13 protein-coding genes and 2 pseudogenes are annotated in these 12,528 nt (G+C 71.8%); 10 read left to right on the forward strand and 5 right to left on the reverse strand.

The features are described 5' to 3' along the window. Together ABZU74_RS16205 and ABZU74_RS16210 are read left to right on the forward strand one after the other, a co-directional pair. On the forward strand, positions 1 to 629 hold a 629-nt coding region (locus tag ABZU74_RS16205; RefSeq protein WP_355423846.1), incomplete at its 5' end, for a DUF222 domain-containing protein. 711 nt (positions 630 to 1,340) lie between these two features. Then, positions 1,341 to 2,921 carry a DHA2 family efflux MFS transporter permease subunit gene (locus ABZU74_RS16210; protein ID WP_355423848.1) on the forward strand — a complete coding sequence of 527 codons (1,581 nt, stop codon included), beginning with the start codon at positions 1,341 to 1,343 and terminating at the stop codon, positions 2,919 to 2,921. 54 nt (positions 2,922 to 2,975) lie between these two features. Here the strand turns inward: ABZU74_RS16210 and ABZU74_RS16215 are convergent, their stop codons facing one another. Together ABZU74_RS16215 and ABZU74_RS16220 are read right to left on the reverse strand one after the other, a co-directional pair. Next, positions 2,976 to 3,437, reverse strand: a complete 462-nt coding sequence (locus ABZU74_RS16215) for a DUF5709 domain-containing protein (RefSeq protein WP_355423851.1) — start codon at positions 3,435 to 3,437, stop codon at positions 2,976 to 2,978. Positions 3,438 to 3,560: 123 nt separating this feature from the next. After that, positions 3,561 to 4,445 carry an alpha/beta hydrolase gene (locus tag ABZU74_RS16220; RefSeq protein ID WP_355423853.1) on the reverse strand — a complete coding sequence of 295 codons (885 nt, stop codon included), beginning with the start codon at positions 4,443 to 4,445 and terminating at the stop codon, positions 3,561 to 3,563. A gap of 436 nt (positions 4,446 to 4,881) precedes the next feature. Between ABZU74_RS16220 and ABZU74_RS16225 the strand changes: the two are divergent. Continuing rightward, positions 4,882 to 4,938, forward strand: a pseudogene (locus tag ABZU74_RS16225) (hypothetical protein); the annotation flags it as partial. Positions 4,939 to 4,979: 41 nt separating this feature from the next. Here ABZU74_RS16225 and ABZU74_RS16230 read toward each other — a convergent pair. Continuing rightward, positions 4,980 to 5,528 (reverse strand): annotated as a pseudogene (locus ABZU74_RS16230) (sigma-70 family RNA polymerase sigma factor); the annotation flags it as partial. A gap of 48 nt (positions 5,529 to 5,576) precedes the next feature. Continuing rightward, positions 5,577 to 6,545, reverse strand: a complete 969-nt coding sequence (locus ABZU74_RS16235; RefSeq protein WP_355423856.1) for a YafY family protein — start codon at positions 6,543 to 6,545, stop codon at positions 5,577 to 5,579. Positions 6,546 to 6,608: 63 nt separating this feature from the next. On the opposite strand from ABZU74_RS16235, the gene ABZU74_RS16240 reads away from it, so the two are divergent. Genes ABZU74_RS16240 through ABZU74_RS16255 form a run of 4 tightly spaced genes read left to right on the forward strand, consistent with a single transcriptional unit; the run spans position 6,609 to position 9,699 of the window. Continuing rightward, positions 6,609 to 7,244, forward strand: a complete 636-nt coding sequence (locus ABZU74_RS16240; RefSeq protein ID WP_355423859.1) for an epoxide hydrolase — start codon at positions 6,609 to 6,611, stop codon at positions 7,242 to 7,244. Further along, entirely contained in the window at positions 7,190 to 7,744 is a 555-nt protein-coding gene (locus tag ABZU74_RS16245) for a hypothetical protein (RefSeq protein ID WP_355423862.1), read from the forward strand. The genes ABZU74_RS16240 and ABZU74_RS16245 overlap by 55 nt, the downstream gene beginning before the upstream one ends. After that, the gene (locus tag ABZU74_RS16250; RefSeq protein WP_355423865.1) at positions 7,741 to 8,898 is read left to right on the forward strand and encodes a winged helix DNA-binding domain-containing protein; all 1,158 of its coding nucleotides are present in this window, start codon (positions 7,741 to 7,743) and stop codon (positions 8,896 to 8,898) included. Before ABZU74_RS16245 ends, ABZU74_RS16250 begins: the two co-directional genes overlap by 4 nt. A 36-nt stretch (positions 8,899 to 8,934) precedes the next feature. Further along, positions 8,935 to 9,699, forward strand: coding sequence for a DUF2071 domain-containing protein (locus ABZU74_RS16255; protein ID WP_355423868.1), 765 nt, complete (start codon positions 8,935 to 8,937; stop codon positions 9,697 to 9,699). Here the strand turns inward: ABZU74_RS16255 and ABZU74_RS16260 are convergent. After that, the gene (locus ABZU74_RS16260; RefSeq protein WP_355423871.1) at positions 9,693 to 10,670 is read right to left on the reverse strand and encodes an aldo/keto reductase; all 978 of its coding nucleotides are present in this window, start codon (positions 10,668 to 10,670) and stop codon (positions 9,693 to 9,695) included. The two genes, ABZU74_RS16255 and ABZU74_RS16260, sit on opposite strands and share 7 nt — an antisense overlap. A 169-nt stretch (positions 10,671 to 10,839) precedes the next feature. Between ABZU74_RS16260 and ABZU74_RS16265 the strand changes: the two genes are divergently transcribed. Genes ABZU74_RS16265 through ABZU74_RS16275 form a run of 3 tightly spaced genes read left to right on the forward strand, consistent with a single transcriptional unit; the run spans position 10,840 to position 12,362 of the window. Further along, positions 10,840 to 11,199: a hypothetical protein gene (locus tag ABZU74_RS16265; RefSeq protein ID WP_355423874.1), complete on the forward strand. Its 360-nt coding sequence runs from the start codon at positions 10,840 to 10,842 to the stop codon at positions 11,197 to 11,199. Positions 11,200 to 11,230: 31 nt separating this feature from the next. Next, on the forward strand, positions 11,231 to 11,791 hold the full coding sequence (locus ABZU74_RS16270; RefSeq protein WP_355423877.1) for a hypothetical protein: 561 nt from the start codon (positions 11,231 to 11,233) through the stop codon (positions 11,789 to 11,791). A gap of 4 nt (positions 11,792 to 11,795) precedes the next feature. Beyond that, entirely contained in the window at positions 11,796 to 12,362 is a 567-nt protein-coding gene (locus ABZU74_RS16275; RefSeq protein WP_355423880.1) for a helix-turn-helix domain-containing protein, read from the forward strand. Positions 12,363 to 12,528 lie beyond the last annotated feature (166 nt).

Raw genomic sequence — 12,528 nt, forward strand, 5'->3', positions numbered from 1 at the left:
CCGCCGGCCTGCTCCGCGCCGCCATCGACCCACTGACCACCCCGTCCGGGCCGGACGACTCCCGATCCCCCGGTCAACGCCGGCACGACGCCCTCGCCGACGTCTGCCGACTCGCTCTCCGGACCAGCGAGCTGCCCGACAGTGGCGGCGACGCCGCCCAGATCGTCGTCACCACCAGCTACGACGGGTTGACCCGACAACTGGGCAGCGGTGCCCTCGACACTGGCCTGCACCTCACCTCCGAGGCCGTGCGCCGCCTCGCCTGCGACGCCACCGTCCTCCCCGCCGTCCTCAGCGGCGCCGGCCAACCACTTGACCTCGGCCGACAACGCCGCCTCATCACCGGCCCCCTCCGGCGAGCTCTAATGCTGCGTGACCGGGGCTGCGCCTTCCCGGGCTGCGACCGACCGCCGCGCTGGTGCGACGCCCACCACATCCGCCACTGGGCCGACGGCGGCGACACCAGCCTCACCAATGCCGTCCTGCTCTGCGGGCACCACCACCGGCACCTGCACCGCAGCGACTGGGCCGTGCGATTGGCCAGCGATGGCCACCCCGAATTCGTGCCACCGGCCTGGCTCGATCCCGACCAGGTCTCCCGCCGCAACCACTACCACCGACGAACGTAAGCACCACCAGCGCAACAATCACCCCGGTCAGCAGGCCGACCGAGTGGCCAGCCAGCACGCCCCAAATTCACGCGGCTACCGAAGCGGTGCGGGGCGCGCGGCCAGGTCCGGTGCCCCGCGCTTCGGTGTGCCCGGCTTCGGTGCGCCGCGCTTCGGTGCGCCGGGCTCCGGTTCGGCTACCGAGGCGGTGCGAGGTGTGCGACCAGGGCCCGGCACGCCCAGCCACCGGGGGCGGAATGAGGGCCTGCCGCACAGGGTCGGGAGTGGCTTACGGGCGGACTTCCCGCTCGGCCGCGGTCGGCGGACCGGTGAGCTTCAGGGCACCGCACTCGCATCCTCGACGAACCCGCCGGCCCGGCCCGTCGTGGGGCGGGGGCGCGAGGCGGACCGCGATCGCCGCGCCCCGTTCCCGGGGGTACGGACGCCGCCGGAAGCCGTGGAGGACGGTCGCGACGAAGCCGGGGCAGGCCGCGATGATCAGGCTGTTCTGTCGCGCTGCTGGCTGACCGACACCCCGACGAGCGGCTGTAAAAGGACGGCCGTTCGGGTACGTGGCCGGCCGGTCACGAAATCCGGCGGCGAATCGTCACAACTGGCGGTTAGTCTGCCTCCGCGCGTCGCTGCCTCGGCACGTCGCGCCCCGCGCCCGGTAGGCGCGGCATCGCCGCCACCGCCCACTATCGGCCGGCTCAATCGACTTCAGGAGAGTTAGTGACACAGCAATCCGTCGCGACATCGGACAAACTCGACGCCGCGGTGCTCAAGGTGGCGGGCGTCGTCGTCCTTGGCGCGATCATGTCGATCCTCGACGTCACGGTGGTCAGCGTGGCGCTGCCCAAATTCCAGAGCGAGTTCGACGCGTCCTACGCCCGCGTCGCCTGGACCATGACCGCCTACACCCTCGCCCTCGCCACCGTGATCCCGCTCAGCGGGTGGGCGGCGGACCGGTTCGGCACCAAACGGCTCTACATGGTGGCGTTGGCCCTGTTCACCATCGGCTCAGGGCTCTGCGCCATGGCCGACACGATCGGTGAGCTGATCGGCTACCGGGTCCTGCAGGGCCTCGGTGGCGGCATGCTCATGCCGCTGGGCATGACCATCATGACCCGGGCGGCCGGCCCGCACCGGATCGGCCGGTTGATGGCGGTGCTCGGCATCCCGATGCTGCTCGGGCCGATCGGCGGCCCGATCCTCGGTGGCTGGCTGATCGACACCGCGAGCTGGCACTGGATCTTCCTGATCAACCTGCCGATCGGCGTGATCGCCCTGATCTACGCGCAGTTCGCGCTGCCGAAGGACGCGCCCGAGCCGTCAGAGTCGTTCGACTTCGTCGGCATGCTCATGCTCTCGCCGGGCCTCGCCCTCTTCCTCTACGGCGTCTCGTCCCTGCCGGAGGTGGGCACCTTCGCCGAGGCCAAGGTCTGGGCTCCGATGCTTGTCGGTGGCGCGCTGGTCGTGGCGTTCGTGCTCTACTCGTTCAAGCCCCGGCACCCGCTGCTCGACCTGCGGCTGTTCCGCAACCGCAGCCTGACCATCGCGTCGGTGACGATGTTCGTGTTCATCATCGCGTTCATGGGCGCCGGCCTGCTGTTCCCGAGCTACTTCCTGCAGGTGCGCGGTGAGTCGACGCTGGCCGCCGGTCTGCTGATGGCCCCGCAGGGCATCGGCGCGATGATCACCATGCCGATCGCCGGCACGCTTGCCGACCGGGTGCCGATCGGGCGTACCGTCCCGTTCGCGCTGGGTCTCATCGTCGTCGGGTTCTTCGGCTTCACCCAGGTCGACCCGCAGACCTCGTACTGGCTGCTCGGCGGGTCGCTGTTCGTGATGGGTCTGGGCATGGGCGGCACGATGATGCCGATCATGACGTCGGCGCTGCGGACGTTGCAGGCGCAGGAGGTGGCGCGCGGCTCGACGCTTGTCAACATCCTGCAGCAGATCGGCGGATCGGTCGGCGCCGCCGTGATGTCGGTGATCCTCACCAACGAGCTGAACGGCTCCCGGCCGATCCCCGGCCTGGTGGACGAGAGCGGCAAGCCGGTCACCGAGGCCGGGCTGGCCATCGCCTCCCAGCAGCGGCCGGAGTTGCTTCAGCAGATGCCGGTGGACCCGTCGCTCATCGAGCGCGGGCTCGACTTCGCTGCCAAGTCGTTCGCCAGCACGTTCTGGGTCGCGTTCGCGCTGGTCGTGCTCACGTTCATCCCGGCCGCACTGCTGCCGCGCCGACGTCAGCCGGCGCAGCTGGACGACCCGCAGGGCGAGCAGGTCAAGACGCCCGTCGTCATCCACTGACCGACCCCGCCGCGCTCAGCACCGGGTGAGGTGCTGGGCGCGGCGGGTACGGCGTCAGCGCAACGGACCGTCGCCGGGCCCGTCCGGGTCCTCGACCAGGTGGATCGCCGCCTCCTCGGCGCTGGCGGCACCAGCGTCGATGCCGGCGTCCCACGCCACCGACTCGGCCTCGTCGTCCTCGCGGACGCCCTCGTCGTAGGCGACGAGCCGGCCGGCGCGCGCCTCCGCCTCGTACCCCCGGCGGGTCAGCTCGTCCTCGTCGTCGCCACCCTCGGCGTACGGGTCGACATCCGGCACCTCCTGGGCGAGGTGTTGCTCCAGGGACTCGCCCGCCCGCTCCTCGGCCGGCGTGGTGCCGAACCGGTTTGCCGCCGTCCAGTGGTCCTCGGCGATGATGCCGGTGTCGAGGGGGTCGCCGACCCGGTCGTCGTCGAGGGTGTCGGAGGCGTCCAGGACGCCGTCGTCCTCGGCCACGTTCCACTCGTCGACGGAATCCATCCGTTCGGTCTGGCTCACGGCGGTCTCCTCTTCGTCACGGTGCAGCAAAGTGCTCAGCCTATGACCGTGCAACGCGCCCGCACCCCGAGGCCTGCCCGCTGTGACGTACGGACCTCGGGGCGCGCTGTGCCTCGGTGGAGTTCACCGCTTCAGCAGCTCCGCCACGGCGTCGGTGAACTCCACCGGCTGCTCGATGTGCGCGAAGTGTCCGCTTCGCTCCAGCGTCACCAGCCGTGAGTCCGGAAGCCCCGCGTGCAACTGCGCCGCCCAGCGGGGCCCGCAGATGAAGTCGTACGCCCCGACGACCACCACGACGGGCACGGTGATCTCACCGAGGTTCGCCCGTACGTCGAAGGGCGTGGGGTCCTGTGCGCCGGCCGGCGTCGCCCAGATCCGGACGGCCGCCTGGAACGGGGCGAACTCGTCCTGTCGGCCCCAGAAGTCCGCGAAGTACGCCGGCAGGGCGGCGCGTAGGGCGGCCCCCAGCGACTCGTCGTCCGTCGCGCCGCCGATCTGTGCGAAGGCGGCCGGGACCGCCGCCGCCTCCGGCCGGTCCGGGTGCCGTTGCGGGTAGGCGGCGAGGCCGGTCATGGCCTCGGCCCAGAACTCGGCGCCGGTGACGGGGGAGGTGTCGTACAGGGCGAGGCCGGCGATCCGGTCCGGGTGGGCGAGCGCGTACCGCTGGACGACGAAACCGCCGTGCGAGTGCCCGAGCAGGTACACCCGGGGTTCGCCGAGGTGTTCGACGACGGCGTGCAGGAACCGGACATACGTGTCGAGACGGTAATCGCCGGGGTTGTCGAGCTGTCCGGACGCGCCGGTGCCCACCGGCTCCACGTAGACCATGGTGAAGTGCGCCTCAAGGCTGGGCGTCCGCAGGTACGCCCACTCGATGCCCGGGCCGCCGGAGTGCGCCACGCAGACCGGGCCGGTGCCGGCGACGTGGTAGACCTGCCGAACGCCGTCCACTGTGAACGTGTGGGCGCCGGGTGCGAGGGCGCTGACGTCGTGGCTGGTGGAACCCATGAACTATCTCCCGATCCGAGATCCGCGCGGCGTCCGCCGACACGGCAACTGGTGCATGACGCGGACCAGATGCACGGGTCGAGGGAAAAGTTCGCTCGGTCGGGGATGTTTTTTTCAGACCAGCGCCGGGACGGGGTGGAAGAGGGTGAGTTGGCGTACCCGGCCCTCGCGCAGCACCTGCAACCACAGCGCCGCGGGCGGGCAGTGCTCCGGGTCGTCGGGTGGGCTGAGCAGGTCGGTCTCCCAGATCAGCACGTCACCGCTGGCCACCACGTTGCGCAGCCGCTGACGTACCCCGGCGGCCAGGTCGCGGTTCATGCCACTGATCGCCAGGTCACGGCCGCCGCGCGGGCCGCCCGGCACGATCATCTCGGCGTCCGGCCACCAGCTCTCGCTGACCACCCGCTCGAAGTCGCCGCCCATCGCCGTGGCGATCATGTCGTGGCCCTCCCGCCACCGCGAGTCGTTCGACGCGGCGACGTCGGTGTGCGCCGCCTCCGCCGCCGTCCGGAGGCCGCCGGCGAGCGCACGGCGGGCGTGGCTGAGGCGGCTGCGGACGGTGCCGACCGGCACGCCGCACACGGCCGCGATCTGCTCGTACGAGGACGCGTCGCTGAAGTACCGCAGCAGTGTGACGAGCCGGTCAGGTTCGGACAGTTGCCCGATCGAGTGCCACACCCAGTCGCGCGTCGCGGCGCGGTCCAGCGCCTCCTCCGGGGTGGGCGTGTCGGCGGGGCGGGTGAACCACTCGGGTTCGGCGACCGGGACCGCTTTCGGGCCCCGCAGCGCCATCCGGCTGTTGTTGCGGACGATGGCCCGCAACCAGGGGCCGACGGCGCTCGGGTCGCGCACCTCGCCGATGCGACGCAGGGCGACGAGCATGGTGTCCTGCACCGCGTCCTCGGCGTCCGGCCCGTAACCGAGGACGCTCAGCGCGACGGCCCGCATCCCGGCCTCGTGTCGGGCCAGCAGCGCACCCAGCGCGGCTGCGTCTCCCGCCTGCGCGAGCACGACCAGCTCCATGTCGCTCTGCGTCACGCCCAGTTCCTCCCCGAAAGCACATTTCGACCGCTTGTGCTTCATCAAGCGTACGGCGGGCCGGCGCGTCGATGCCCCGAGCGGCTGGCCGTCCTACGCTGCGGAAGGGCTGGCGGCGCGGGTGGCACGAAGGCCGATCTGCCGCAGGTGCGCGATCAACTCCGGCGGCTCGTGCACCTCCAGTTCGCAACCGAGGGTCAGCAGGCGCCACGCCAGCCACTCCAGTGTGTCGGCGTTGCTGCGCAGCCGGCACGAGGTCGCGTCGATCGGCTCCAGATCGACGCCGGCGCCACTGAGCGGGCCCGCCATCCGCTCGACCGGGGCGTGCAGGGTCACCACCGCCCGGTAGACGGGTGTCAGCTCCAGCAGCTTCTCCGTCATGAACGAAGCCGCGTCGGACGCCGGCAGTTGCCGGGCGGCGACCCGGGTCCGGGTGGGCCGCAGGTCGGTGATCCGGTCGACCCGGAAGATCCGCCAGTCGTCGCGGTCGTTGTCGTAGCCCACCAGATACCAGCGCCGGCCCGCCGACACCAGCTTGTACGGCTCGACGAGCCGTTCGGTGTCCACGCCGTCGCGACGGCGGTAGGTGAACCGCAGTCCCTCCTGGTTGTTGACGGCGGCGGCCAGCGCGCTCAGGTGCTCCGGGTCGACCGTCGGTTGGTCCCAGGTGAGCATCGGTTCGGTGGCCGCCCCCAGCGCGCTGACCCGGTGCCGCAGCCGGGACGGCAGCACCTGTTCGAGCTTCGCCAGCGCCCGCACCGAGGCCTCCTCGATGCCGGCCACCGCGTGACCGGCGGCGGTGCGCAGACCGACCGCTATCGCCACCGCCTCGTCGTCGTCGAGCAGCAGCGGGGGCATCGCCTTGCCGGCGACCAGGCGGTATCCGCCGATCGCGCCCATCGTCGCCTGCACCGGGTAGCCGAGGTCACGCAGCCGCTCCACGTCGCGGCGGATGGTGCGCAGGCTGACCCCGAGTCGGGTGGCCAGTTCGCTGCCGGGCCACTCGCGCGGCGTCTGCAACAGCGACAGCAGGCCCAGCAGTCGGGCGGGGGTGTCGGACATGGCTCCCAGAATGCCAGTGATGTGTGCCAGAACCTGTCCTATTTGAGTCGTAGCGTTCTCGGCATGACGCCCTTTCGCATCGACATCCCCCAGTCCGACCTCGACGACCTGCGTGACCGGCTCTCCCGAACCCGGTGGCCCCGCTCGTTGCCCGGCACCGGCTGGAGCCGCGGGGTGCCGGTGGACTACCTCCGTGAGCTGACCGAGTACTGGGCGAGTGGCTACGACTGGCGGGCGCACGAGGCGCGTCTCAACGACTTTCCCCAACTCGTCACCGAGATCGACGGCCTGGACGTGCACCTGCTGCACGTCCGCTCGCCGGAACTAGACGCGCTGCCGTTGCTGCTGACGCACGGCTGGCCGAACTCCGTTGTCGAGTTCACCGAGCTGATCGGCCCACTGTCCGACCCGCGCGCCCATGGCGGCGATCCCACGCAGGCGTTCCACGTGGTGGTCCCGTCGGTGCCCGGCTACGGTTTCTCGCAGGCGCCGCCGGCCGGGTTCACGATCGACCGGCTCGCCCGGATGTGGGCCGAGCTGATGGACCGGCTCGGCTACCACCGCTACGGCACCCAGGGCGGCGACCTCGGCGCGTACGTCGCGCCGCGGGTGGCGGCGGTGGCGCCGGAGAAGGTGGTCGGCGCGTGCACATCGACGGTGGGTTCGGCTTCCCGACCGCCGCCGACGTGCCGGACATGAGCGTGGCGGAACGCGCCGAGTGGGAGCAGATGCAGCGGTGGATGAGCGGTGGCGTGGACCATCACGCCCTGCTGCGGGCGGCGCCGCAGACCTTCTCGTACGCCTGGAACGACTCGCCGGGCGGGCTGCTGGCGTGGATGATGCAGAAGTTCAAGGAGTTCACCATGACGGTGCCGACGCCGGAGCAGGCCATCGACCGGGACCACCTGCTCACCAATGTCAGCCTCTACTGGTTCACCGGCACGTCCGGAACGTCCTCGTGGCCGATGTACGAGCGGCTGACCGTTGCCGATGATGGCGGCTTCGCCTGGCCGACGGGCCAGCGACGGGTGCCGTCCGGTGTGTACGGCGGTGGGTCCGCGTTGATGCGCCGCCTCGCCGAGCGAGACAACACCATCGTGCACTGGCCGCAGGGCAACCCGGGCAGCCACTTCGTGGCCATGGACGAGCCGCTGGCGCACGCTGCGGACATCCGCGCGTTCTTCAAGGGTCTGCGATGACCGAGCTGAGCTGGGCTCAGGTCTCGGCTCGACGTCTCCGGCGGCACCAGCTCCGCCCGTCGTCGTCGGCGGCGGCACCGGGCGCCGGACGCGTCGCGGACGCGGTGTCGGCGATCTGCGGCGCGCACGCCCAGATCGCCTCGGCCGCCGAGCTGTCCATCGGGCTGCGGGTGCCGGGCGCGACCCGCGCCCTGGTACGCCGGTCACTGTGGACGGATCGCACCCTGGTCAAGACCCGGGGGCCGCGCGGGACCGTGCACCTGCTCGCCGCGGCGGACCTGCCGATGTGGGTCGGCGCGCTGTCCGCGTTGCCGGCCCCGTCGTGGGAGCGCACCGTGGTCCTGCTGACGCCCCGGCAGACCGAGCAGGTTCTCGCGGCCATCGCCGACGCGGTTTCCGAGGCGGACCTGACCACCGCCGAGCTGACCGAGGAGATCGTCGCCCGCACCGGCCCGTGGGCGGGCGACCTGGTCATGGAGGCGTTCCAGGACACCCTGCCCCGGTGGCTCGCCGCGATGCCCGCCGCCACCCGGGCCGGGGTGGTCTGTTTCGGCGCGAATCGCGGTCGGGCCACCACGTACACCAGCCCGACCCGGTGGCTGCCCGACTTCACGCCGATGGCCGGTCGGGCCGCAATGGCCGCACTCGTCCGTGGTTACCTGCACGCGTACGGGCCGGCCACCCCGGCGCAGTTCGCCAGGTGGTTGGGGGTGCCGCCGGGGTGGGCGACGTGGCTGTTCGACTCGGCCGAGCTGACCGAGGTGACTGTGGAGGGCAGCCGGGCCTGGGTGGCCGCCGACGACACCGAGTTCCCCGACGACCGGCCGTCCGGGTTGCGGCTGCTGCCCTACTTCGACGCGTACGCGGTGGGCTGTCACCCCCGCGAGCGGCTCTTCCCCGGCGCCGCCGCCGAGCGGGCGCTCGCCGGCGGTCAGGCCGGCAACTATCCGGTGCTTCTGGTGGACGGGGTGGTCGCCGGCGTGTGGCACCAACGCCGGTCCGGCCGCTCGATCCGCGTGACCGTCGAGCCGTTGCGAACGCTCGATGCCGCGGGGCAACGGGCGCTGGGGGAGGAGGTCGAACGGGTCGGCGAGATCCTGGAGGGTAAGGCATCGCTGACCATCGGCACCGTCAGTGTCGGCCCGCACGCCTGAGACCACGCCGGCCACCGCTTGGGCGAGGATGAGAGCGTGCACCCCGAACCGGTTGACCACTCGCCCCGGCAGTCGTTCCCCTGGGCGGTCCTGCGCCAGCGCTGGGAGGACCTCACCTTCCTGCACTGGGCCGTCGACCCGGAGCTCGTCGCACCGCTGCTGCCCGCCGGCACCCGTCCGGACGCGCTGGACGGGGTCAGCTACGTCGGCCTGATCGGCTTCCGGATGGTGGGGCTGGGCTTCGGCCGGGGGCCGGGGGTGCCCTACTTCGGCACCTTCTGGGAGACCAACGTCCGGCTCTACTCGGTCGACGATGCCGGCCGACGCGCCGTGGTGTTCCGGTCGCTCGACGCGTCCCGCCTGGTGCCGGTGCTGGTGGCGCGGGCGACGCTGCGTCTGCCGTACCTCTGGTCCTCGATGCGCGTGGATCGCGACGGCGACCGTCGCACCTACCGGTGCCGGCGGCGCTGGCCCGGGCCGGCGGGCGCGACGAGCCGGATGGTGGTGCGGGTGGGCGAGCGGATCGTCGACCCGACTCCGCTCGAACACTTCGTCACCGCCCGCTGGGGGCTGCACACCCGGGCGTACGGGCGCACGCTGCACCTGCCGAACTGGCATCCGCGCTGGCCGCTGCACCGGGCCGAGGTGCTGCACCTGGACGACGAGTTGGTTGCCGCCGCCGGGCTGCCGGCCCGGCTCGGGCCGCCGGTCAGCGTGCTCTACTCGCCCGGTGTCGGGGTCCGGTTCGGTCCGCCGGTGGCGGCCCGGCCGCGTGCTGCCGGGCCGCCGGAGGCTCAGTAGCGGCCACCCTCGGGTGCGGGCAGCGCGTCCAGGTCGGCCAGGTCCTCGGCGCTGAGCCGCACGTCGGCGGCCGCGCAGTTGTCCACCAGGTACTTCGGGGTCTTGGTGCCAGGGATCGGAATGACCTGGTCGCCCTGGGCGACCACCCAGGCGAGGGCGACCTGCGCGGGGCTGACGCCCGCCCGGTCGGCGATCTCTCGGACCCGGGCGACGATGGCGAGGTTGGCGCGCAGCGCGTCCTGCTGGAAGCGCGGCAGGCCGCGCCGGAAGTCGTCGGCGGGCAGGTCGTCGAACGAGGTGAACCGGCCGGTGAGGAAACCGCGACCGAGCGGGGAGAACGGCAGGAAGGCGATGCCCTGCTCGGCGCAGTACGGCAACACCTCGGTCAACGGGTCGCGCGTCCACAGTGACAGCTCGGACTGCACCGACGCCACCGGGTGCACCGCCTGGGCCCGCGCGATCTGGGCGACGGTCACCTCGGAGAGCCCGATCTGGCGGGCCTTGCCCGCCGCCACGACCTCGGCCATCGCACCCCAGGACTCCTCGATGGGCACCTCCGGGTCGACCCGGTGCAACTGGTAGAGGTCGACGTGGTCGGTGCCGAGCCGGCGCAGGCTCTCGTCGATCGCCGCGCGGATGTGCTCCGGGCGGCCGTTGTTGCCCATCTTCGGCAACTTGTCGGGGCCGCCGGTGGGGGAGGTGGCCACCAGGCCGACCTTCGTGGCCAGCACGGCCCGCTCCCGGTGGCCGCCGGCCAGTGCTCGTCCGACCAGTTCCTCGTTGGTGTACGGCCCGTACACGTCCGACGTGTCGATGAGCGTCGCGCCCAGGTCCAGTGCCTGTCGGATGACGGAGATGGACGTGTCGTCGTCGCGCGGGCCGGTGACGTCGTAGCCGTGGCTCATGCCCATGCAGCCGAGGCCGATGACGCCGACCTCGGGCCCGGTGCTGCCCAGCGTGGTGGTTCGCATGTGCCCCACGCTACGACCGCAGCGGCGGACCCGCATCGCCGAGGTCGGCACGGCTGCTCCTCGGGTGCGTGACGACTCTCACCGGAAGCGGACTCGGGAGTCCGGTACGGTGGACGCTAAGCGGACCCCTGAGTCCGGATATGCCTGGCAGTGACCCACGAGGAGCCCCATGACCCCGGTACGGATCAGTGACGCCCTGCGCGCGGTGGTCTTCGAGCCCACCCGCGACCTGACCGAGGCGCTCGACGAGTTCTACGCCCCCGACTACACCCACCGCCGCGACGGCGAGACCCTCGACCGAGCCGCATTCGTCGAGATGGTGACCGGGGTGCGCGGGCAGATCGTCAGCGGCACCGTGCGGGTCCTCGACGAGCTGCGCGACGGTCTCCGCTACGCCGAACGACACGTCTACGAGATCACCATGGTCGACGGGTCGACCGCCAGGCGGGAGATCGCGATCTTCGGGACGTACGCCGAGGACGGCCGCTTCCGTCACCTCAGCGAAACCGGCTTCGACCTGCCCGCCTGACCCAGCTCGACGACCAGAACCGGAGTGAGCCATGCCCCGCCTCACTGACCCCGACCCGAACGCGATCCCGGCCGACGTGCGCGACGTCCTGTCCGCCCTGCCGCCCGACCCGATGGTCAAGATGCTGACCCACTCGGTCGGCACTGTGGCCCTCTTCATCCAACTCGCGAGGGCGCAGTTCACAGCGCTGGAACTGCCCGCCCGCTCGCGGGAACTGGTCATCCTGACCGTGGCCGAGTACACCGAGTGCGAGTTCGAGGCGGCCCAGCACGGCCCGATGTCCGCGGCGGCCGGCGTCGACAAACGCACCCGCGAGATCATCAGCAGCCGGGACATCGACAGCCCGCACCTCTCCGCGTACGACCGGACGCTCATTCGGTTCGCCGCCGAGGTGGTGCGGTCACCGCGCGTTCCCGACGACCTCTTCGACCAGGTGCGGCAGATCCTCAGCGAGCGCGAGATCGTCGAGGTGCTCCAGGTCATCGGCTACTACTGGTCGTTCGGGCGGGTGGCCACGGTGCTCAACGTCGAACTCACCACCGTGTACGGCGACGAGCCGCTGCTGACCGACCAGACCGAACGGGCAGACTGAAGCCATGACCCCGCGGACGCCCAGCGAACCGGATGCTCCCCATCGGCGTCTGGACGCCCGTCGCAACCAGGAGCGGGTCATCGCCGCCGCCCGGGAGCTCTTCAGCGAGCAGGGTCTGCAGGTGACGGTGCCGCAGGTGGCAGAGCGGGCCGGGGTGGGCCGCGCGACGGTCTACCGCAGCTACCCCAGCAAGGAGGACCTGATCGTCGCGGTCGTCCAGCGGCAGTTTCAGGAGCTGGAGCAGCGCCTCCGCGCGGCGCTCGACGGCGCCGACGCGTACCGGGAGTGGTGTTCCTTCGTGCCCGACCTGTTCGGACGCCTCGCCCGCGACCGGGTCCTCGCCGACGCGTTCTTCGAGGGCAGATTGGTGCCCGCCGCGCGCATCCTGGGCCTGATCGGGCAGTTGGTGGCGGCGGCCCGGCCGTCCGGCAAGATCCGTCCGGACGCCGGGGAGCTGGACATCCGGGTGCTCCTCTGCGGGGCGGTCCGGCAGCTCATCGTGCTCGACGAGCGCGACCCGGCGGTGTGGCGCCGGTACGCCGACCTGGTGCTCAACGCGCTGCGTCCCTGACCACCGGGCAAACGCTCAGGGTTTTACCCAGGTGTTCGCCAGGAGGCCTCGCCCGGACCCGCTGAGCACACGCGACACGTCCGCCAGGCGGTGCTGCTCGATCGGGGCGGAGCGTCCAGCGCCGTCCGAAAAGATTAGTGGACGTGTCGAGGCCGGTCGGGCCGGC

The organism is Micromonospora sp. NPDC005171 (assembly GCF_040608575.1).
In the GTDB taxonomy this organism is placed as follows: Bacteria; Actinomycetota; Actinomycetes; order Mycobacteriales; family Micromonosporaceae; genus Micromonospora.